Source organism: Pseudooctadecabacter sp. (assembly GCF_965657175.1).
Taxonomy (GTDB): domain Bacteria; phylum Pseudomonadota; class Alphaproteobacteria; order Rhodobacterales; family Rhodobacteraceae; genus Octadecabacter.
The window spans coordinates 118,737-140,361 of the sequence record NZ_CBFHNH010000009.1; the positions used below are offsets into that span (position 1 = coordinate 118,737).

Consider the following 21,625-nt stretch of genomic DNA (forward strand, 5'->3'; position numbering starts at 1 on the left):
TAAACGCAAGGAAAACGCTGAGGTATTACAAACATGAATGAGCAAGACATCCCCAAACGCCGTATCGTGTCGTCGCGCCATCTGGCCGACGGTGAAAACTGGGAAGCCTCGGAAATCGAATACGGGATGATCATTGCCTACAACGCCTTTTCGCGCTGGATGACGCGCTGCATGTCGGCGGCAGGCAACACGGATCTGACGCCGCTGGAAATTCTGGTGCTGCACAACACCAACCACCGTGGCCGCGACAAGCGGCTGACGGACATCTGCTTTTTGCTGAACATCGAAGACACCCACACGGTCAATTACGCCCTGCGCAAACTGTTGAAGATGGACCTTCTGGTATCGGAAAAGCGCGGCAAGGAGGTGTTTTACAGCACCTCCCCCACCGGTGCGGATCTGTGCGAAGCCTACCGCGACATGCGGGAGCGTTGTTTTCTCGACGGGCTGTCGCGCCTCGACATGACGGGTGAGGAAATGCGCGACATCGCAGCCAGCCTGCGCGCCCTGTCCGGCCAATATGATCAGGCCAGCAGGGCGGCGGCGTCTCTCTAGCTGGCCATGTAGGCGGGCAGGAACGTCACGATCTGCGGGAACAGGCAGATCAACAAAACCCCCAGCAAAAGCAGCAAGAAGAACGGGAAGGCTGCTTTTGCGATCCGCAGGATGTCGATGCCGGTCAGGCCTTGGATGACGAACAGGTTGAAGCCCACGGGCGGTGTGATCTGGCTCATCTCAACGACGATCACCAGATAGATACCGAACCAGATCGGGTCGATCCCCACGGCGCTGACCATGGGCATGATGATCGACGTGGTCAGCACGATCACGGAAATGCCGTCCAGAAAGCAGCCCAGAATGATGAAAAAGATTGTCAGCGCCACCAGCAACGCTGCAATCGACAGGTTCATGTCCGATATCCACGCCGCCAGATTGCGCGGCAATCCGGTAAAGCCCATGGCGACGGACAGAAATGCCGCCCCCAGCAGGATCAACGCAATCATGCAGGACGTGCGCGTGGCGGACATCACCGCCTCCCCGAAGAGCCGCCAGCTGAACGCGCCCGACGTCCACGCAAGGATCGTCGCCAGCACAACGCCCAAGGCCGCCGCGTCTGTCGGGGACGCCAACCCGCCGTAGATCGACCCGATGACGCCGCCGATCAGCAAAGCCACAGGGATCAACCGGCGCGAGGCGCGGAATTTTTCGCGCAGCGAAAACGTCTCGTTTATGGCAGGGATCAAATCAGGGTTCATCCACGCGCGCACGGCCACGTAGCTGGCAAACAACGTCATCAGCATGATGCCGGGTATGATGGCTGCGATGAACAGGCGGGCGATGGATTGCTCGGTCGCCACACCATAGACGATCAGGATGATCGAGGGCGGGATCAACAGCCCCAGCGTGGCCGATCCGGCCAGCGTGCCAAGGATCAGGCTTTCGGGGTAGCCGCGTTTCGTCAGCTCCGGCACGGACATACGGCCAATGGTGGCCGCCGTCGCAGCCGATGACCCTGACACAGCCGCAAAAATCGCGCAGGCAAACACGTTGACGTGCAACAGACGACCCGGTGCGCGGCTCAGCCATGGGACAAGGCCCGTGAACATATCGTCACTCATCCGCGAGCGAAGCAGGATTTCCCCCATCAGGATAAACAGCGGCAGCGCCGTCAGCGCCCAACTGTAGGAATGCCCCCAAAAGGTAGACGCCAGAACAAGGCCAGACGGCGCGTTCGAGAAAAACACAAGCCCCGCCAGACCCACCACGGACAGCGAAATCGCAACCCAGACACCGCTGGCCAGCAGCGCCATCAACAGCCCCAAAAGGACCAGACCAATCATCGGATCAGACATGGGCTAGACCTCCCCCGGGGTGGACAGGATCGGCCTGCGCGCGGCGATCAATTCAACCAAGGTGTGGATCACGGCAACCAGCAAAAGCCCGATCCCGAAGGCTGCCACGCTTTGCGGTATCCACAGCGGAATGGGGATGATGCCGTTGGACAGATCACCGTAATGCACGCTTTCGCGCACCAGATCGGCCATGAAATAGGCCGCGTATCCGACCAAGCCTGCGGCTACGACCAGCACAAAAACCTCAGCCAGAAACTGCGCCCGTTGCGACAGGCGCGACACGACCAAGTTCACCCGAATATGCGCGCCGGCCCGCAACGTATGGGCCATGGCCAAAAACGTGGCCCCCGCCAGCATGAACCCCGAAAAATCTGCGTAAGACGGGATGGTTGAGGGCAGAACGCCAGGTGCGATCCGGCCAATGGCATTCAGTCCAATCTGGGCTGAGATCAGCAGGCAAATGCACAAGATCAGCCCCCCCGCGATCATGCCGCAAACATCGTAAAGTTTCTGAAGAAGGCGAGACATCGAACTGGCGTCCTTTGAAAGAAAAGTGGCCGGTCGCTTATATACGACCGGCCGGTTCAGGGAGGGTTTAGTTGTTGTAGGCGTCCAGCACCGCACGGGCGCTGTCGGATGCGGCGGCATCCCATGTGCCCAACATCGTCTCACCGATGCCTTGCAGACCTTCGATCAGGGTCGCACTCGGCTCGTACACAGTGATCCCGTTTTCGGCGAGGGCGGCTGTCATGCTTTCGGCCTCAGCGGCGGACATCGCCCAACCGCGTGTCTCAGCGGCTTCGGCGGCGGACAACAGGGCAGATTGTGTGTCCGCATCCAGACGGTCAAACACGCGGGTGTTCATGACCACGATGTTCTTGGGCACCCAGGCGTTGATCGGCGTGTAATGGGTCACGAAATCCCACGCGGTGGAATTCACACCGGTGGAGGGGGACGTGATCATCGCCTCAACCTGACCCGTGGCAAAGGCCTGCGGGATGTTGGAGGCTTCGATCTGCACCGGCGACGCGCCAGCAAGCGTGGCGAATTCTTCCAAGGCGGCGTTGTAGGCGCGGAACCGCAGGCCGTTCAGGTCCTCAACCGCGTCAATCTCGCCGTTGGTATACAGACCTTGCGCAGGCCATGGCACAGAAAACAGCGGCATCAGGCCCTGTTCGGCCAAAAGCTCGGTGATGACAGGTTTCTGCGCGGCCCACAGGCGCGCGGCATCGTCATAGCTGGTGGCGACGAACGGCTGGCTGTCGACACCATAGGCCAGATCTTCGTTGGAAAGACGCGACAAGAAAAACTCACCCAAGGGCACGGACCGGTTGCGGATCGCTCCTTTGATTTCCGCATGGGGGAACAGGGATCCCGCAGAATGCAGCGTAATATCAAGGCTGCCATCGGTGGCCGCGCGCACATCATCGGCGAACTGAGCGATGTTCTGGGTGTGGAACGTGCTGTCGCCATAGGGCGTGGGCATGTCCCAGCTTTGTGCGGTGGCTGCCGTTGCGCATAGAACGGCGGCTGCGCCGAAGATAACATGTTTCATAAGGTCTCTCCTGTTTGGTTTCCGTGAGGATCTATTGTGTTCGAATCCATTACGTTGACAATTTGTCAGCGTTATACCAATAAAGCAACAATAAATTGATTCTTGGAGGTTGAAGTGGATCACGCTCAGACAGGGAAGTGGCAGTTTTGGGTCGATCGTGGGGGCACCTTCACGGATATCGTCGCACGCACACCGGACGGGGCGCTCAAGACACACAAACTGTTGTCCGAAAACCCTGAGGTCTACCCAGATGCCGCCGTCTACGGGATCAAAACCCTTCTGGGCGTTGATCCAAAGGCCGACATCGCATCCGGTCAGATTGCCGCCGTCAAGATGGGCACGACCGTGGCCACGAACGCCCTGCTGGAACGCAAGGGCGAACGCACGGTTTTGTTGATCACAAAAGGCCTGCGTGACCTGCTGCGCATCGGCTATCAAAACCGCCCCGACCTTTTTGCCCTGAACATCCAACTGCCCGAGCTTCTTTATGAAGACGTGATTGAGATCGACGAACGCGTGGCCGCTGATGGCACTATCCTGTCCCCACTGGACTGCACCAAAGCCCGCGAAGCCCTGTCGCGGGCGTACGGCGACGGCTACAGGTCTGTCGCGATTGCCCTGATGCACGGCTATAAATTCACCGATCATGAAGACCGGTTGGGCGACATGGCCCGTCAGACCGGCTTTACCCAAGTGTCGCTCAGCCATGAGGCAAGCCCCCTGATCAAACTGGTCTCACGCGGGGATACGGCGGTGGTGGATGCTTATCTGTCGCCCATCCTGCGCCGCTACATTGATCAGGTCGCCTCGGCCCTGAACGCGAAATCAGGCGGCTGTGACAGCCTGATGTTCATGCAATCCAATGGCGGTCTGACCGACGCGGACCGTTTTCAAGGCAAGGACGCGATCCTGTCCGGCCCTGCCGGTGGCGTGGTCGGCATGGTTCGCACGGCGGCTGATCTGGGGTTTGACCGGCTCGTGGGATTTGACATGGGCGGCACCTCCACCGATGTGTGCCACTACGCGGGCGAATTCGAACGGTCGTTCGAAACCGAAGTCGCAGGCGTGCGCATGCGCGCGCCGATGATGTCCATTCACACCGTGGCGGCAGGCGGCGGGTCGATCCTGTCCTACCGCGACGGGCGCATGCAGGTGGGGCCCGAAAGTGCGGGTGCAAACCCCGGCCCCGCCGCCTATCGCCGTGGCGGGCCGTTGACGGTGACCGATTGCAACGTCCTTCTGGGCAAACTGCAACCCAGCCAATTCCCGTCGGTCTTTGGCCCCAATGCGGATCAGCCGCTGGACGCCGATGTGGTCCGCGCCAAATTCAACGATCTCAAGGCCGAGATCGGGACCGACAAGACCGTCGAAGACATCGCCGAAGGGTTCCTGCGGATCGCCGTAGAAAACATGGCCAACGCGATCAAGAAAATCAGCGTTCAACGCGGCTATGACGTGACCAAATACACGATGAACTGCTTTGGCGGCGCAGGCGGCCAGCACGCCTGCCTTGTGGCGGATACCCTTGGGATGGAAAGCATTTTCATCCACCCCTTTGCGGGCGTGTTGTCGGCCTTTGGCATGGGTCTGGCCGATGTGCGCTCCATCCACGAACACCAGTTCGCGGGGTCGATCAACGACACGGATGCCGCACAAACCGCGCTGGATGATCTGGTGGTCGCCGCCCAAAACGACGTGCGCGCCCAAGGGATTGAGGACGCCGATATCATAATCATCACCTCCGCCCATATCCGCACCGATGGTGCCCATCAGACGCTGGATGTCCCCTTCGGCCCCGCCGCCCAGATGACCGAAGATTTCAACGCCGCCCACAAAACCCGCTTTGGGTTCGTACCCGAAAACGCAGAGCTGATCATCGACCTGCTGACAGCCGAGGCCGTGGGCGCCACCGGTGAGGCCGTGACTCTGCCCGACAGCATCCGCGTCGATGCCGCGGCCCAAACCGCACAGATGTATTCGGGCGGCGCATGGTTGGATGTCCCGCTGGTTGACCGCACGACCATGGCCACAGGCGACACGGTGTCAGGCCCCGCGATCCTGACCGAACCCACCGGCACCAATATCGTAGAAGCCGGATGGCAGGCCGAATGTGTCAAAGGTGGCAACCTCGTGCTGCGCCGCGTCGTGCCGCTGCAACGGGCCGAAGCGATCGGCACCTCCGTCGATCCGGTCATGCTTGAAGTGTTCAACAACCTCTATATGTCCATCGCCGAACAGATGGGGGCAACGCTGGCGAACACCGCCTATTCGGTGAACATCAAGGAACGGCTCGATTTTTCCTGCGCGATCTTCGATCACAACGGGGATCTGGTCGCCAATGCGCCCCATGTGCCGGTGCACCTTGGGTCCATGTCCGGCTCCGTCCGGTCGATCCTGTCCCAAAACGCTGGCAAAATCCGCCCCGGTGACGTGTTTATGATGAACAACCCGTTCAATGGCGGCACCCATTTGCCGGATGTGACGGTGATCACGCCTGTCTTTGACGACGCGGGTGAGACCATCATCTACACCGTCGCATCACGCGGGCACCACGCGGATATCGGTGGCACGACGCCAGGGTCAGCCCCGCCCGACAGCCGCCATATCGACGAAGAAGGCGTGTTGATCGACAACTTCTTGCTGGTCAAACAAGGCGTGCTGCAAGACGCGCAAACGCGTGACCTGCTGTCTTCGGCCAAATATCCTTGCCGCAATGTCGATCAAAACATGGCCGATCTGTCTGCACAGATCGCCGCCAATGCGACGGGCGAACGTGAACTCCAAAAGATCACCCGCCAGTTCGGCCTTGATGTGGTCCACGCCTACATGGGCCACGTGCAAGACAACGCCGAAGAAAGCGTGCGCCGCGTGCTGGATGTTCTGCACGATTGCGCCTTCACCTATCCGCTCGACAGTGGGGCCGAGATCAAGGTGAAGATCACCGTCGACAAAGCCGCGCGGTCCGCGGAGATCGACTTTACCGGCACCTCACCGCAGGATGATCTGAACTACAACGCGCCGCTGTCCATTTGTCGCGCCGTGGTTCTTTATGTCTTCCGGACGCTGGTGGGGTCGAACATCCCGATGAACGAAGGCTGCATGAAACCCCTGCATCTGACCGTGCCCAAAGGATCGATGATCCATCCCGACGCGCCAGCAGCGGTGATTTCCGGCAACACCGAAGTGTCACAGGCCATTGCCGACACGCTGTACGGCGCGCTTGGCGTGATCGCGGGCAGCCAAGGGACGATGAACAATTTCGTCTACGGCAACGAAACCTACCAGAACTACGAAACCATCTGCGGCGGTACCGGTGCGGGCGACGGGTTTGATGGGGCAAGTGCAGTGCACAGCCACATGACCAACACCCGCATGACCGATCCGGAGGTGCTGGAAACGCGGTTCCCCGTGCAGGTCGAAGAATTCTCCATCCGGCGCGGATCTGGCGGCGCGGGGGCCTTCACGGGCGGCGACGGGATCGTGCGCAAGCTGCGGTTCAATGAACCGATGACCGTGACCACGCTGACGTCGCATCGCAAAACCGCCCCTCACGGGGCGGCAGGCGGCGCGCCGGGGGCTGTCGGTGAAAACGCCGTTGTCCGCTCAGACGGGACGGTTGAACCGATGCAGGGCAACGATGTGGCGCAGATGAAGGCAGGTGATGTCTTCGTGCTCAAATCCCCCGGTGGGGGCGGCTACGGACGGCCCGCGCCGCGCAAACCCTGATGCACTTTGTCTGCCACGTTCGCAGAGCCACGAAAAAACCGGCGCGAGGGACATCGCGCCGGTGAAGTTTAGGCAGTCAGGACAGCGGTGGGGCGGGTTATTCGCCGGCGACAGTGCGGGCCACGAACTTCGTTGCACCCCATGCGTCACTTGCCACACCTTGCGCGGTCCCGCAGGCCGTCAGGGTTGCAAGGGCCAGGGCAATGAACGTCGTTTTGATCATGGTCTTTTTCATCGTAATGTCTCCGTCTAATCCGACCCACCGTGGGCCGATAGGCAAGATTTACGCGCGAATGATCTATAAGTGAAATTCAAAATAATTGTGTTTCACCTGATTTTTCCTTATGTATCTGCCTATGGACATCGCCCTGCTGAAAACCTTCCTCGAAGTGGCCTCCACTGGGTCTTTCGCCAATGCCGCCGACCGGCTGTTTGTGACGCAATCGGCCGTGTCGCTGCGGGTGCAGCGACTGGAGGACAGCCTTGGCAAGCCGCTCTTCACACGCTCGCGCGCGGGCGCGGAACTCACGCCCGCTGGCCGCGAATTTGAACGCTACGCCCTGTCGATCCTGCGCGTTTGGGAGGAGGCCCGCCAACAGGTCGCCATCCCCGAAGGCTTCACCCGCTCGCTCACCATCGGCGCGCAATATTCCCTTTGGCCGCGTCTTGGGTTTCGCTGGATCGACAGGTTGCAAGCCGCGATGCCCGATCTGAACATCCGCGCCGAACTGGGGATGCCCGACCGCCTGACACGGTTCCTGATCGAAGGCGTAATGCAAGTGGGCCTGCTGTATATGCCACAACTGCGCCCCGGACTTGAGGCGCGCAAATTTCTTGAAGAAGAACTCGTCCTCGTGTCGTCGATCCCCGGGGTGACCATGGACACATTGGGCGACAATTACGTTTTCGTCGATTGGGGGCCGGAATTCGTGACCGCCCACGCCCGCGCCCTGCCTCATCTGACCAATCCCGGCCTCAGCTTTTCGCTGGGTGCCATGGTGGCCGATTACGTGATCAACCGCCAGGCGGCGGCCTATTTGCCCGCGCGATACGTCAAACGGTACATCGACGCAGGGCGGATGCATCTGGTCCCCGATGCGCCGCCCTTCCCCTATCCGGTCTGGGTTGTCTGGCGCGAGGATCTGGACCCTGACCTGCGCACACAGGCCGAGGCGGAGCTGTCGGCTGCCGCCCATCTGGCCGATCAAGAGGGCGAGGCCGTGATGGATCAACTGCTTGAGATCACCCATGGCGACCATCTGGACACGCTGGGCGATGCGCGGCTGGACTAGGGGCCTGCACGCCCCCTGCGCAACTTCGCAATGGTTTTTCGCCCCGCCCCGGCCTAGACAGAGGACAACGCAGCAGATCAGGCCCCGCCCATGAAACCCATCCGATTGATGTCCGGCTTTCTGACCGTTGGGGTCTGGACATTGCTGAGCCGTGTGTTCGGCTTTGCGCGCGACATCATGATCGCGGGCTATCTGGGCACGGGGCCTGCGGCGCAGGCCTTTCTGATCGCCTTTTCGCTGCCGAATATGTTCCGCCGGTTCTTTGCCGAAGGCGCGTTCAACATGGCCTTCGTGCCGATGTTTTCCAAAAAGTTGGAGGGCGATGAGGACGCACAGACATTTGCCCAAGATGCCTTCATGTTTATGGCCGTGGTCCTGTCCGTCTTTTCGGTGATCGCGGTGCTGGCCATGCCGTGGCTCGTGACCGCCATGGCGTCAGGGTTTCGCGGCGATGAACGGTTCGATCTGGCGGTGGGATACGGGCGGATCGCCTTTCCCTATATCCTGTTCATTTCGCTGGCGGCGTTGTTGTCGGGCGTTCTGAATGCGGCGGGGCGGTTTGTGGCGGCGGCGGCAGCACCTGTGTTGCTCAACGTGATTTTCGTCATCGTGATGCTGATCGCTGCGCGGTATCAGCCCGACTATGCCACCGGCGGCCTGCCCACCCCGCGCGATTGGCACATCGGCTGGGCGCTGGCCTTGGCCGTGCCCGTGGGCGGGATCGCGCAACTGGCGCTGGTCTGGTGGGCCGCGCGGCGGGCAGGCTTTGCCATGACCCTACGCTGGCCCCGCTGGACGCCGGATTTGAAAAAGCTGTTCATCATCGCAGGCCCTGCTGCATTGGCGGGCGGCGTCGTTCAGGTGAACCTTTTGGTGGGCCGTCAGGTCGCCAGCTATTTCGACGGAGCGGTGGCGTGGTTGTCCTATGCGGACCGTCTCTATCAACTGCCTTTGGGCGTGGTTGGCATCGCCATCGGTGTCGTGCTGCTGCCCGATCTGTCGCGCAAACTGCGCAGCGGGGATGAGGCGGGCGGTCGGCAGGCGTTCAACCGTGCGTGTGAATTGTCACTGGCGCTGACGATCCCCGCCGCCGTCGCCCTGATCGTGATCCCCCTGCCGCTGGTGAGCGTCCTGTTCGAACGCGGATCGTTCAACAGCGACGACACAGCCGCCACCGCGTTGGCGGTGACGGTCTATGGTTTGGGCCTGCCGGCCTTCGTGCTGCAAAAGGCGTTGCAGCCGCTGTATTTCGCCCGCGAAGACACACGGCGGCCCTTTGGCTATGCGGTGGTGGCCATGGTCGTGAATGCGATCGTGGCGGTGGGGCTGTCGATTTATATCGGCTACATCGCGGCGGCCCTGGCCACGACCATCGCCGGATGGGTCATGGTCTGGCAGCTGTGGCGCGGCAGCCGGTCCATGGGTGAGGCCGCAACGTTTGATGCGCGGTTCAAGTACCGGTTTTGGCGGATCGTCTTTGCGTCTGTGTTGATGGGCGGGCTGTTGATGCTGGCAGTGTTGCTGGTGGGGCCGGGCCTTGGCATGGTTGGGGTGCGCTACGGCGCGCTGGCCTTTGTGGTGGCCGTGGGCATCGTCGGGTATTTCGGATTGGGCCAACTGCTGGGCGCCTTCCGTCTGGCGGAGTTCAAAGCCGCGATGAAGCGCAGCAGCTAAAATTCTGCGAATTTTAGCGCCTCCGGCGGAGGTATTTTAGAACCAGAGAGTGTTCGAGCCGTCTGGGAAAACCTCTGGGGGAGGTTTTCAGGCGAGAACGGGCGGAGCCCAGGGCTGTCCAGGAAAACCTCTGGGGGAGGTTTTCAGCCGAAAACGGGCGGAGCCCAGAGCCGTCTTGGTGTCCCTTCAAAAAAACCTCACAGGCAAAAGCGCGTCACGCCCCAGCCCAGAGCAGTTCGATCCGCAGGCCGCCGGGTTCTGCGAACATCCTGTGCTGACGCGGGCCTTGGCCCATGGGTTCGGGCGCAAATTCGATCTCAACGCCCGCCGTGTCCGCGAGGGTTCGGGCAAGGCCCGTCAGGGTCGCCTCATCCGCGACTTCAAGCGCAAGGTGGTGCAGGCCAAGTGCCGTTTTGCGATCAAAGGGGGGCGGGATCGTCGGTTTGCACCTGCCAGAGCGTCGGGCGCAGGTGGCCGTCGGTCACGGTGCTGCGGGGGTAATCCGGATCGGTCGCGATGACACCCCAGCCCAGCACGTCGCGAAAGAACGCGGTGGTTTGGGTCAGGTCACGCACTGTGAGGCCGAGGTGGTTCATGCCGATGGTCTGGGCCATGTTCTTAAGTCCTTTGCCGCAGACGTGTGAGGAACGCCTGCCAACCACCCGGCGCCAACAGGGGGGAGATTGCGAGGCCGATGACAAAACCCGCGACCTCCGCGATCCAAGTGGGGCTTGATCCGAAGATCATGGAATAGACCAACATCAGCCCCAACAGGATGCCGATCAGTTGAAAGGCTTTGAACTGGTTGTCGCCCAGCCTCTCCAGCGCCAGCCACATGATATAGGTATAGGCCCCGATCAGCCCGTAGACGCCCGGATAGGCCCCGACCAGTGCCGCGTTTTGCCATGACAGCAGCCCGTAGACCAACGCGCCGCCGATGGTGGAGGCTGTAAAGAGGAGGGTGAAACTCAGCGGGCTGAATTTCTCGCCCACGAATTTGCCGAGCGCCAGCAGCAACACGATGCCCCACAGCGCGTGGGTGAAATTGACGTGGATAAAGGTGTAGGTAACGAAGCGGCGGAACAGACTGATGTCGTATTGTCCCCGCGTGGTGATCTGGTCCAGCACGGCAGGCGCAAAGGCGTAATCCTGAAACGCCTGTGCGCGCCAGCCCACGCCTTGTGCGCCGCCCACATAGCCATTGGCCGCCGCAGACAGCGTCAGTTCGATCCCCGCCATGATCAGCACCAGCACCAGTGGCACGGGCGGAATTGTGTTGAAGGGGCTTTGGTCTTGCATGGGGTCTGGTCCGATCAATGGATAGGCTGGCCGCGGTTGACGGGGCATAAGGGCATGGGTAAGCCAGCGTGACCCTGAAATCCAGAGCTTGGAGCCGTTCCCATGTCCGACAGCCCTTTCACCCCGCGCGTCTTTTCCGGCATCAAACCGTCCGGCGGTCTGACGCTGGGCAATTATCTGGGCGCGATCAAACGTTGGGTGGACATGCAAAGCCCCGATATGGAGACGATCTATTGCGCCGTTGATCTGCATGCGATCACCGTCTGGCAGGACCCCAAGGGGCTCAAGGCGGGCACCCGTGAGATCGCCGCCGGTTTGCTGGCGGCGGGCATTGATCCGGACCATTCGATCCTGTTCAACCAGTCCCAGGTCAAGGAACATGCGGAACTGGCGTGGATTTTCAACTGCGTCGCCCGTGTGGGCTGGATGAACCGGATGACTCAGTTCAAGGACAAGGCCGGCAAGAACGCCGAGAAAGCGTCGCTGGGGCTTTATGCCTATCCGTCGCTGATGGCCGCCGACATTCTGATTTACCACGCGACCCATGTGCCCGTGGGCGAGGATCAGAAGCAGCACGTTGAGCTGACGCGCGACATTGCCAACAAGTTCAACAATGACTTTGGCGTGGATTTCTTTCCAGTGACCGAACCCGTGATCGAAGGCCCCGGCACCCGCGTGATGAACCTGCGCGACGGGACCAAGAAGATGTCCAAATCCGGTGAAAGCGATATGGAACGGATCAACATGCTTGATGATGCGGACACCATCGCCAAGAAGTTCAAGAAGGCCAAGACGGACCCTGACGGCATCCCTATGGATCTGGACGGGTTGGCCGGACGGCCCGAGGCCAAGAACCTTGTCGATATCTATTCCGGCCTGTCCGACATGACCCCTGCCGAGGTGGTTGCGGAATACGCGGGCGCCGGTTGGGGCAGGTTCAAGCCTGCGTTGGCGGATTTGGCCGTGGCGAAGCTCGCCCCGATTTCAGATGAAATGAAACGTCTGATGGATGATCCGGCCGAGATTGACCGGAAGCTGGCCAAAGGGGCCGACAAGGCGCGCGCGATTGCGGCGCCGGTGCTTGCGAAGACCTATGACATCGTAGGCCTTTTGCGGTCCTAAGCTTGCCCCAATGGGGGTGCGGTCTGATCGCAGGCCGACCCTCCGGGGGGAGTTTTTTGGGCCAGATGAAGGGGGGCGGCGCGCATCTTTGCGAGGGGCGCGTTTTGGCACGACGATTGCCCCCGCGCCTATGGGAAAGGCCGGGGCTCTCTTCATGCTGGGTTTGTAGGGTGAGAGGCGATCTTTCCCGTAGAGGAAAGGCGGAGCCGTGAGGGGCAAGCCCCTCAAGGTCTGATGCGCTGCGACCTGTCCCTGCACCCGATTTATGCGTTCTGCACGGGGGTGGTCTGAGGGACCGGCGGCCTGTCGATGTCCATGGCGCAGGGTGAAAGCCTGCGGGTTAACCATGTGTGACTATGGCGGTGCTGGATGAACGAAAGGTTGGCGCGCCGTGCGCTGGGGGTGCAACGGCTGGTCTTTGTGCGTGGCGCGGTCCATGGTGGAGGCGCCTATGAGGGGGGGCACGACATGACTGACTTTGTACCGGTGACTGCCACACCCATCGCGGAAGATGCATCGACCTTTACTATCCTGAAGGCGGCCATCCGCAATCCGATCGAGATGTGGCCGGACTTTTTGTACCGCGAACACACCACATCGACCAAAATCCTTGGCCAGCGGGTGCACACGACCACCGATCCCGATATCATGAAGGCGGTCTTTCAGACGCATTTCGATATTTTCCCCAAATCCGATCTGGAACAGGTCGTGTTGGAACGGGCCACGGGCCACGGGTTGCTGACGGCCCAAGAGGAGGAGTGGCGCACGCAGCGCCGCGCGACCTCCCCCATCTTTCGTCACAAGACCCTGCTGACGCTGGCCCCTTTGATGATCGACGCGGGGGCTGAGGCGGGGGCCGCGCTGGCGGCACACAGCGGTGAGCTGGATGTGATGCCGGTCATGGCCAATGCCACGCTTAAAGTCATCGGGGGCACCTTGTTGTCCGGCGACGAAGACCAGCTTGATTTTGCGGAAATGTCGCGGGTGGTAGAGGTGTTGCTGAACACTCTGGGTAAGGTTGATGTCCTCGACTTTTTTCAATCGACGCGGCGGATGCCACGGCCTTGGGGCAAGGCAGGCAAGGAAGCGGTGGCGTGGATGCAGGACACCGCGGCTAAGGTCATGGCAGGGCGGCGGTTGTCCGGCAAAGAGGCGCAGGATTTGCTGGCGCTGCTGATGGCCGCGCGGCACCCCGACACCGGTGAAGGGCTGAGCGACGCGCAAATCCGCGACAATGTGGTGACCTTTATCGGCGCGGGCCATGAGACCACGTCAATTGCGCTGTCGTGGACGTTGTATCTGTTGGCCAACCACCCAGACTGGCAGGACAGGCTGGCCGCCGAACGGGCGGCGGTTGTGGGCGACGGCCCGCTGACGCCCGATCACATCGAGGCACTTGATCTGCACACCATGGTCGTCCAAGAGGCCATGCGCCTTTATCCCCCCGCGCCTGCGCTGGACCGCGTGGCGCTTGAGGATGTCACCATCGGTGATCTTGAGGTGAAGGCCGGCGATGTTGTGGTGCTGGCGATCTACCCCATGCAACGTCATGCCAAGCTGTGGGACCAGCCAGAGAGGTTCGACCCGCTGCGGTTCAGCCCCGATCAGGTCGCCGCGCGCCACAGGTTCCAATATGTGCCGTTTTCGGCGGGCACGCGGGTCTGCATCGGGTGGAAATTTGCCATGATGGAGGCGGTCGCGATTCTGGCCGGTGTGCTTGACCGCGTCACGCTGGCGCCCACGGCGTTCCGGCCCTATCCCCGTGCGCGGATCACCTTGCGGCCTCAGGGGGGGATGAAATTGGATGTGCGCCCCAAGGTGTCGCAAACCCGGTCGTCACAAAACTGAAACGGAATCGCTGGTAGACAGGCCGCGATCGGGTGTCCCTTCCGGTCACGGCGCTTGGGCCAAACGGGGGATGCAAGACCCCTCGCCCAGCGCATCATCATGATGCAGCATGTCCCTGCTGTTTTTGAACCCGCCCAAAGCCCCTCCCGTAGGCTTTGGGCGTTTTTTTGCCCGTGGTGCTGGACCGGCGGCGCGGGGCTGTTAGGGTTTGGGCTGACAGGGTCCGGACCGATTTGGTTTGGGCAAACGGGCGGAGGTTTTCATGGCGACTGGTATCAACGTGCGCACCTATTTCGAGGGCGCGTGGCATGACGGTGATCTGCCCTTGATGCGGGCGGCGGATCACGGGATGTGGCTGGGGTCGGGCGTTTTTGACGGGGCGCGGTCTGTGGGCGGGCTGGTGCCCGATCTGGACAAGCACTGCGCGCGGGTGAACAGATCAGCCGAGGCGCTGATGCTGACGCCGTGGGTCAGCGCAGACGATATGGTCGCGATCATTCATGAGGGGTTGAAACCCTACGGTGATGCGGCGGTTTATATACGGCCCATGTATTGGGGCCGCGACACGGGCTATTCCGCGATCGTGCCGGGGGAGGACGCGGCGGGCTTTGCAATTTGCCTTGAAGAAATCCCCATGGCCCCGCCAGAGGCTACCACCACCGTCACCACCACCCGTTTTCGCCGTCCCGTGATGGAGGACGCCGTGTGCAACGCCAAGGCTGCCTGTCTGTATCCCAACAACGCACGGATGCTGGCCGAGGCCCGTGCCAAGGGGTTCGGCAACGCGCTGGCCTGTGATGCCATGGGCAATCTGGCCGAAAGTGCGACGGCCAATGTGTTTCTGGTCAAAGACGGGGAGGTGTTCACGCCTGTGCCCAACGGCACCTTTCTGGCCGGTATCACCCGCGCGCGTCACATCGCCAACCTGCGCGCCGATGGGGTCACCGTGCATGAAACCGTGCTGACCTTGGATGATGCCCGTGCCGCCGATGAGATGTTTCTGAGCGGCAACATGTCCAAGGTGACGCCGGTCGTGGCCTTTGATGATGTCCATTATCAAGTGGGCCCCATCACCCGCCGCGCGCGGGATCTGTATTGGGAGTGGGCCAAACGGTCCGCATGAGGCGCGCCCTTGATCTGGCGCTGCGGCTGCTGCCCTTCGGGCTGACGCTGGTGGCCGCGATCTGGATCGGGCTGCAGTCGCCCTTTACAGCCCCCATGGTACAGCGCAGTGCCGCCCAGATTGAGGCCGCGCTGACCCGCGCTATGGCCGCGCGCGTGACGCTGGCGTGGCTGTTGCCCCGTGTGCAAGAGGCCCTGCTGGCGGAGGATCTGATCCGGTTGGACCTTCTGCTGGGGCTTGCCAATGACCACGGCGTGGTCCTGCCCCGTCCTTTGGTTGAAGATATCGCCGCACTGGATGCAGCGCGGTCCGGCCTTTTGGCGCGCACTTCGGCCTGTGGGGCCTGTGCGGTGGACATCACCGCCTGCGAAACGCTGGCACAGCTGGGCGTCTGCGCGATCCCGTTTGAATTGACACCGGCGGGGGATGTGAACGCGTTGCGCCGTGCGGGCGTGGCTTATGCAGGCGGGCAGGATGTGGACCGGCTCGATCTGGGGCTGGGGCTGGTCGGGCTGGGGGCCACGGGGGCAGTGCTGGTGTCGGGGGGCAGTTCCTACACGATCAAGGCGGGGGCTGCGCTGTTGCGAATGGCGCGACGTCTGGGCACGCTGACACCCGCCTTGGCCGCGCGGTTGACCACGCTGATTGGTGACGCGGTGCGCTGGGACAGGCTGGGCGATCTGGGACGCGTCCCGCCCTCGGCCCTGATCGACAGTGCCAAGTTAGGGGAATTGGGCCAGATCGGCGGGTCCTTGCGGCAGGTGGCCCAGCAGACATCGGTGGCCCAAGCCGTAGGGCTGATGCGCCATGTGGACAGCGCAGGCGACGCGGCCCGTCTGGCACGGGTCAGCACCGCGATGGGGCCGCGCACGCGCGGCGCGTTTGAGGTTCTGGGCAAAACCCGCGTGATGCGCGCCACCGCACGGCTGAGCAATCTGGCCATCGCCGCCATCGCCGCCCTATACCTACTGGCGCTGCAACTGCTGGTCTTTGCAGGCCAACACACCTGCACCGTCTGCTTGCGCGGGGCGCGGCGTCATCTGGGCCGCAGACGTCGTGCGCAGAACAGGGGCACGCAGATATAGGTTGCGCCGCCCCCGCCACTTGGTCATTGCTTGCCCTTCGGCGTTGGGCCAAACTAACCGCCGATTGGGAGTGGAAAGACACATGCGCAAGTTCCTCGTTATCTTAGATGACAGCCGCGAATGCCTGAATGCGATGCGGTTCGCCGCCATGCGCGCCGCCAAGACCGGCGGCGGGGTTGAGGTGTTGTCGATCATCCCCCCTGATGAATTCAACCACTGGATCGGCGTGGCCGACATCATGCGCGCCGAAGCCCGCGAACGCATCGAGGTCCATTTCGAGGTCTACGCCAAATGGATGCGCGACAAACAGAACGTCGATCCCGAACTGGTAATCCGCGAGGGCGTCCCCGTGACCGAGATCATGGCCCAGATCGAAGACGACCCAGAGGTGGGTGTTCTGGTCCTCGGCGCAGGCACCGACAAAAAGGGCCCCGGCCCGCTGGTCACACAGCTCACCAAGGCTGCAGGCGACATGTCGATCCCGATCACCATCGTTCCGGGCGATATGTCCAAGGAGCGGCTTGAGGCGATCACCTAACGCCCCTCACCCCCGATTGCTTCTGCCCACCACCCCCGCATTTGGCGCACGGGGCCGTGTGGTTTGTGACAAAACTCCTGAAAACAAAGACATATTGTTCACCGGCGGGGGAGCCGCCTGAAACATTGCGGCGTGTAGAAATTTTCTGCGCGCGCGCCGCGTGATCGGCTGTAACAGAGTTCTGTGACGTCTTGCACAGGACCCTGCGCTGTTCTGTGCGCAAATGTATACCAAACCGCTGTTTTGCCCGATTTGACCGTTTTGGGCGCGCGTCGTCGTCACGCGCGCTCCGGTTTTCGTGACGGGCCTGCACCTTCCCGAACGCCGGATTTGGGGCCACCTTCATCTCATCGAAACGCAGCAACCCGCTGCATCACACAAAACCGCCCCAAACGAAACGGGGCACATCACACCGCCCCACGGGGCATCATCACATCGCCCCGAACGGGGCAGAAAAGGAAAAGACCATGTTCAAGACACTTACACTCGCCGCAGCCGCAGTCGCCGCAACCGCTTCTTTCGCATCCGCTGAAAGCTACATCTCCAACTTCGTGGAAGAGCAGTCCCGCGACACCCAAGTTGAACTGGGCACCGTCCGCGCCGCAGCCGATGGCGTCGTTGAAATCTACAGCTTCCACGGTGGTGAACTGGGCGCGCTGTTGGGGTCCGAGGCCGTGATGGCCGGTGCGAACACCAACACCAACGTCGACATCCTGCGTTCCAACGTGGACGCCATCGCAGTCCTGAAAGTGGGCGGCGAGATCGTCGACACGCAGGAAATCGAATTCAACTAAATCCCCCGCGTCTGTCCCGACGCAAAGCCGGTCGGTCTCTGTCCCCAAGGGGGGCCGACCACCCCAACCCCATTCAATACCCCCCGAAAGGACCTCCCATGTTTAAGACCCTATCCATTGCCCTTGCCGCCCTGACAGCCTCCGCCACTGTGGCCGCCGCCGACGTCAGCTATCTGAGCAACTTCATCAAAGAACAAAACCGCGACAGTCAGGTTGAACTGGGCACCGTGCGTGCCGCCTCTGACGGGGTGGTTGAAATCTTCAGCTTCCACAAAGGCGAGGTCGGCCCTCTGCTGGGCAGCGAGGCCGTCATGGCCGGTGCCAACCTTGATGTTGACGTGGACGTGCGCCGTCCGCTGACCAATGTCATCGCCGTGCTGAAAGTGGACGGCCAGATCGTTGACAGCCAGGAGATTGATTTCAACTAAACCACCCCCCTCGTTCCTCCCTGTTTCTCCCTGTCTTGCGGGCCGTCCTTTCGGGCGGCCCGTTTGCGTTTGCGCGGCGGCTGGAGGAGGTGAACAGCGCGGCTGTTACGGCGGTTTTAAGACCCCTGCGCTGTGTCATGGATCAATCGCGTGTGCGTCCTGTCGTGCGTCTTGCGCCCTGCGGTGCGCGCGCCTTGTTGGGTCCTGTGCATTGCCGCGCCCTTGCCCCCGCTGCAGGCCCCTGCCAGCCCGTTGCATGATCCATACCCCCTGAATTCACGCCGTACCCCCGCGAAAACCCCACACGCCCCCGTGAGAAATGCAACAAAATCAACGAAAACTGCGACATAATGCTCACCCGCGCGGGAGGCGCGTGAAATATTTCCCGATCACGGTTTTGCGTTTTCGCGTGGTTTGTGAGGCGTTGAAACATCCTTCTGTGAGGCCGCGCACCACATGAGGATCGGTTCTGTGCGCAAATGCGAGAGAACCCATCCCTATACCCCCCTACGCACAGTCAAGGGTTTGGATGTGTCACAGAACACTCAGATTTTCGTGACCGGTGAGGCCCTTTCCGAACCGCCTGTCTGCCCCCAAATTCATTTCATCGAAACGCAGCAACCCGCTGCATCACAGACAACGCTCCGACGCAAACGGGGCACACCACATCGCCCCACACCGGGGCATGATCAAAACGCCCCGAGGGGCAGAAAAGGAAAAGACCATGTTCAAGACACTTACACTCGCCGCAGCCGCAGTCGCCGCAACCGCTTCTTTCGCATCCGCCGAAAGCTACATCTCAAACTTCGTGGAAGAGCAGTCCCGCGACACCCAAGTTGAACTGGGCACCGTCCGCGCTGCAGCCGATGGCGTCGTTGAAATCTACAGCTTCCACGGTGGTGAGCTGGGCGCGTTGCTGGGCTCCGAGGCCGTGATGGCCGGTGCGAACACCAACACCAACGTCGACATCCTGCGCTCTAACCTGGACGCCATCGCAGTCCTGAAAGTGGGCGGCGAGATCGTCGACACGCAAGAGATCGAATTCAACTAAGTCCCGACATCCTCCCTGTCGGACGGGTCGCCCAAAGGGGCGGCCCGTTTGCGTTTTAGAACCATTCCAAACCTTGACACAGCGGGTCTGCACCCGCATATGTAAATCCTGACAAAAAAGGTTTCTGCGCCATGTTCATCCAGACCGAATCCACACCGAACCCCGCCACACTGAAATTCCTGCCCGGCCAGTCCGTGCTGGAGGTCGGGACCGCTGACTTCCCATCTGTTGAGGCGGCGGCGAAAAGCCCGCTGGCCAACCGCATTTTTGCGGTCGACGGCGTGACGGGCGTGTTCTTCGGGCTGGATTTCGTGACCGTGACCAAGGGCGACGCGGTGGAATGGGACCACGTCAAACCCGCCATTCTGGGCGCGATCATGGAACACTACCAATCCGGCGCGCCGGTCATTGAGGGTGAACAGGCGGCGTCCGGCCATGCGGAACACACCGGCGAAGACGGCCAGATCGTGGATCAGATCAAGGAACTGCTGGACACGCGCGTGCGCCCTGCGGTGGCGCAAGACGGTGGCGACATCACGTTCCACGGCTTTGATCGCGGCGTTGTCTATCTGCACATGCAAGGCGCTTGTGCCGGTTGCCCGTCGTCCACGTTGACGTTGAAAATGGGCATCGAAAACCTGCTGCGCCATTACATTCCCGAAGTGGTTGAGGTCCGCCCTGTTGCGGCCTGACGTGACCCTTTTGGCATTCGACACATCGGCGGCGCATTGCGCCGCCGCTTTGCTTTTGAACGGCACGGTCCACACCCATGTCGAAGACATGGCGCGCGGTCAGGGCGAACGTTTGATGGTGATGCTGGAGGAAGTTCTGGCCGCCCATGGACAAACATGGGCCGATCTGGATGCCATCGCTGTGGGCGTGGGCCCTGGCAATTTCACCGGTATCCGTATTTCCGTCAGCGCCGCACGGGGGCTGGCCTTGGGGTTGGGCAAACCGGCGGTGGGCGTGTCGCTTTTTGACACCACGCAACATCTGACCAACCGCACACGGGTCGGCGTGCCTGCGCCACGGGACCAAACCTACGTCATGGATTTTGACACAGGCCAGCCGCCCGCCATGACCAATGATGCGCAGGGCTATGCCCTGTCCAGCGCCCATGGCACCGCCAATCATATCCGCGCCATGGCCGAGATCGCGGCGGCGCGATTGACGGCGGGCGGTGACCTGCCCCGCCCCGCCCCCCTATACGTCAAGGCCCCCGATGCGGCCCCGTCGCGCGACGTGCCCCCCGTTATTTTACCATGACACCGGACGGTCTGGCGCGCACCCATGCGGCTGCCTTTGGCGCGGATCGGGGCTGGCCTGCGGCTGATTTTGACCGCTACCTGAGGGACGTGACCGTTTCGATCTTTGGCGATGACAGCTGCTTCGCCGTCATCCGCCGCATGGGACCCGAGGCGGAGATCCTGACCCTTGCCACACATCCCGATGTGCAGGGGCAAGGCCGTGCAAGGGCCATGCTGGGCGCTGCGCTGACGACCATGAAAACCGCGCGGATCGAGGAGGTGTTTCTTGAGGTGAGCGAGACCAATGTCGCCGCGACCGCGCTTTATCTGGCCCATGGGTTTACCGCCTTTGCGACCCGCGCGCAGTACTACGCCGACGGGTCATCTGCGGTTTGCATGAAACTTGTGCTTTCCCCCACGTCCGCTGCGTAAACAGGCAGTTGATCTGGAAATTTCGTCAGAATCGGTTGAACTTCCCTTTTCTTCGGGGCCTACTTTGCCCATGATCTAACCTTCGCGCCGCCCGTCTTGGGGCGCGCCAACGATCAACAGGGCGCCGCACAGGCGACGAAACAAGAAACCGGGAGACCTCTTTATGAGCCTTATGACCAAAATCCTCAGCGCATCCACCGCGATGGCGCTGGCAGCCGGCGCTGCCTTTGCCGACGGCCACTCCGCTGGTCCTGCCATCATCTATGACCTTGGCGGCAAGTTCGACAAATCCTTCAACGAAAGCGCCTACAACGGTGCCCAGCGTTGGGCCGACGAGAACGGCGGCGAGTTTGCCGAGTTCGAAATCACATCCGACGCACAGCGTGAGCAGGCGATCCGCCGCTTCGCGGAAGACGGCAACAGCCCCATCGTGATGGCCGGTTTCTCTTGGGCGACTGCGCTGGAAACAGCCGCACCTGATTACCCTGACACAGACTTCGTCGTGATCGACGTGTCCTGGATCGACATGCCGAACGTCCGCGCCGTGGGCTTCAAGGA

23 protein-coding genes are annotated in these 21,625 nt (G+C 61.6%); 16 read left to right on the forward strand and 7 right to left on the reverse strand.

The features are described from left to right. Positions 1-33 precede the first annotated feature (33 nt). On the forward strand, positions 34-555 hold the full coding sequence (locus ACTG36_RS09835) for a winged helix DNA-binding protein (protein ID WP_375280770.1): 522 nt from the start codon (positions 34-36) through the stop codon (positions 553-555). Here ACTG36_RS09835 and ACTG36_RS09840 read toward each other — a convergent pair. From ACTG36_RS09840 to ACTG36_RS09850, 3 genes are all read right to left on the reverse strand, one after another. After that, a complete protein-coding gene (locus ACTG36_RS09840) occupies positions 552-1,853 on the reverse strand; it encodes a TRAP transporter large permease (RefSeq protein WP_439142146.1) in 1,302 nt (433 codons plus the stop codon). The two genes, ACTG36_RS09835 and ACTG36_RS09840, sit on opposite strands and share 4 nt — an antisense overlap. Before the next feature lie 3 nt (positions 1,854-1,856). After that, positions 1,857-2,381: a TRAP transporter small permease gene (locus ACTG36_RS09845; RefSeq protein ID WP_375280768.1), complete on the reverse strand. Its 525-nt coding sequence runs from the start codon at positions 2,379-2,381 to the stop codon at positions 1,857-1,859. A 67-nt stretch (positions 2,382-2,448) separates the two neighbouring features. After that, positions 2,449-3,408, reverse strand: a complete 960-nt coding sequence (locus ACTG36_RS09850) for a TRAP transporter substrate-binding protein (protein ID WP_375280767.1) — start codon at positions 3,406-3,408, stop codon at positions 2,449-2,451. A gap of 114 nt (positions 3,409-3,522) precedes the next feature. On the opposite strand from ACTG36_RS09850, the gene ACTG36_RS09855 reads away from it, so the two are divergent. After that, the gene (locus ACTG36_RS09855) at positions 3,523-7,134 is read left to right on the forward strand and encodes a hydantoinase B/oxoprolinase family protein (RefSeq protein WP_375280766.1); all 3,612 of its coding nucleotides are present in this window, start codon (positions 3,523-3,525) and stop codon (positions 7,132-7,134) included. Between the two features lie 97 nt (positions 7,135-7,231). Here ACTG36_RS09855 and ACTG36_RS09860 read toward each other — a convergent pair whose 3' ends face one another. After that, entirely contained in the window at positions 7,232-7,369 is a 138-nt protein-coding gene (locus ACTG36_RS09860; protein ID WP_375280765.1) for a hypothetical protein, read from the reverse strand. A 121-nt stretch (positions 7,370-7,490) separates the two neighbouring features. Here ACTG36_RS09860 and ACTG36_RS09865 point away from each other — a divergent pair, with 121 nt between their 5' ends. Then, on the forward strand, positions 7,491-8,426 hold the full coding sequence (locus ACTG36_RS09865) for a LysR family transcriptional regulator (protein WP_439142150.1): 936 nt from the start codon (positions 7,491-7,493) through the stop codon (positions 8,424-8,426). A 90-nt stretch (positions 8,427-8,516) separates the two neighbouring features. Continuing rightward, the gene (murJ, locus tag ACTG36_RS09870; protein WP_375280763.1) at positions 8,517-10,100 is read left to right on the forward strand and encodes a murein biosynthesis integral membrane protein MurJ; all 1,584 of its coding nucleotides are present in this window, start codon (positions 8,517-8,519) and stop codon (positions 10,098-10,100) included. Positions 10,101-10,314: 214 nt separating this feature from the next. Here the strand turns inward: murJ and ACTG36_RS09875 are convergent, their stop codons facing one another. Genes ACTG36_RS09875 through ACTG36_RS09885 form a run of 3 tightly spaced genes read right to left on the reverse strand, consistent with a single transcriptional unit; the run spans position 10,315 to position 11,399 of the window. Next, complete coding sequence (locus ACTG36_RS09875; protein WP_439142161.1) at positions 10,315-10,536, reverse strand: VOC family protein; 222 nt, start codon at positions 10,534-10,536, stop codon at positions 10,315-10,317. Beyond that, the gene (locus ACTG36_RS09880; protein ID WP_375280762.1) at positions 10,520-10,714 is read right to left on the reverse strand and encodes a VOC family protein; all 195 of its coding nucleotides are present in this window, start codon (positions 10,712-10,714) and stop codon (positions 10,520-10,522) included. Before ACTG36_RS09880 ends, ACTG36_RS09875 begins: the two co-directional genes overlap by 17 nt. A 4-nt stretch (positions 10,715-10,718) precedes the next feature. After that, a complete protein-coding gene (locus ACTG36_RS09885) occupies positions 10,719-11,399 on the reverse strand; it encodes a rhomboid family intramembrane serine protease (RefSeq protein WP_375280761.1) in 681 nt (226 codons plus the stop codon). Between the two features lie 102 nt (positions 11,400-11,501). On the opposite strand from ACTG36_RS09885, the gene trpS reads away from it, so the two are divergent. The 12 genes from trpS to ACTG36_RS09945 form a co-directional block, all read left to right on the forward strand. Beyond that, positions 11,502-12,521, forward strand: a complete 1,020-nt coding sequence (gene trpS / locus ACTG36_RS09890; protein ID WP_375280760.1) for a tryptophan--tRNA ligase — start codon at positions 11,502-11,504, stop codon at positions 12,519-12,521. Between the two features lie 369 nt (positions 12,522-12,890). Then, a complete protein-coding gene (locus tag ACTG36_RS09895; protein ID WP_439142153.1) occupies positions 12,891-14,369 on the forward strand; it encodes a cytochrome P450 in 1,479 nt (492 codons plus the stop codon). Positions 14,370-14,631: 262 nt separating this feature from the next. Then, the gene (locus ACTG36_RS09900) at positions 14,632-15,492 is read left to right on the forward strand and encodes a branched-chain amino acid aminotransferase (RefSeq protein ID WP_375280758.1); all 861 of its coding nucleotides are present in this window, start codon (positions 14,632-14,634) and stop codon (positions 15,490-15,492) included. After that, the gene (locus tag ACTG36_RS09905; protein WP_375280757.1) at positions 15,489-16,577 is read left to right on the forward strand and encodes a hypothetical protein; all 1,089 of its coding nucleotides are present in this window, start codon (positions 15,489-15,491) and stop codon (positions 16,575-16,577) included. The genes ACTG36_RS09900 and ACTG36_RS09905 overlap by 4 nt, the downstream gene beginning before the upstream one ends. An 82-nt stretch (positions 16,578-16,659) precedes the next feature. After that, positions 16,660-17,115 carry a universal stress protein gene (locus ACTG36_RS09910; RefSeq protein WP_375280756.1) on the forward strand — a complete coding sequence of 152 codons (456 nt, stop codon included), beginning with the start codon at positions 16,660-16,662 and terminating at the stop codon, positions 17,113-17,115. Positions 17,116-17,582: 467 nt separating this feature from the next. Continuing rightward, positions 17,583-17,909, forward strand: coding sequence for a hypothetical protein (locus ACTG36_RS09915; protein ID WP_375280755.1), 327 nt, complete (start codon positions 17,583-17,585; stop codon positions 17,907-17,909). Positions 17,910-18,007: 98 nt separating this feature from the next. Next, entirely contained in the window at positions 18,008-18,337 is a 330-nt protein-coding gene (locus ACTG36_RS09920; RefSeq protein WP_375280754.1) for a hypothetical protein, read from the forward strand. Positions 18,338-19,061: 724 nt separating this feature from the next. Next, complete coding sequence (locus ACTG36_RS09925) at positions 19,062-19,388, forward strand: hypothetical protein (protein WP_375280753.1); 327 nt, start codon at positions 19,062-19,064, stop codon at positions 19,386-19,388. A gap of 131 nt (positions 19,389-19,519) precedes the next feature. Further along, the gene (locus ACTG36_RS09930) at positions 19,520-20,080 is read left to right on the forward strand and encodes a NifU family protein (protein ID WP_375280752.1); all 561 of its coding nucleotides are present in this window, start codon (positions 19,520-19,522) and stop codon (positions 20,078-20,080) included. Then, positions 20,070-20,654, forward strand: a complete 585-nt coding sequence (gene tsaB / locus ACTG36_RS09935) for a tRNA (adenosine(37)-N6)-threonylcarbamoyltransferase complex dimerization subunit type 1 TsaB (protein WP_375280751.1) — start codon at positions 20,070-20,072, stop codon at positions 20,652-20,654. The genes ACTG36_RS09930 and tsaB overlap by 11 nt, the downstream gene beginning before the upstream one ends. Beyond that, positions 20,651-21,067, forward strand: a complete 417-nt coding sequence (locus tag ACTG36_RS09940) for a GNAT family N-acetyltransferase (RefSeq protein ID WP_375280750.1) — start codon at positions 20,651-20,653, stop codon at positions 21,065-21,067. Before tsaB ends, ACTG36_RS09940 begins: the two co-directional genes overlap by 4 nt. 163 nt (positions 21,068-21,230) lie before the next feature. Then, positions 21,231-21,625, forward strand: a 395-nt coding sequence (locus tag ACTG36_RS09945) for a BMP family ABC transporter substrate-binding protein (RefSeq protein WP_439142158.1), incomplete at its 3' end; no start/stop codon positions are given.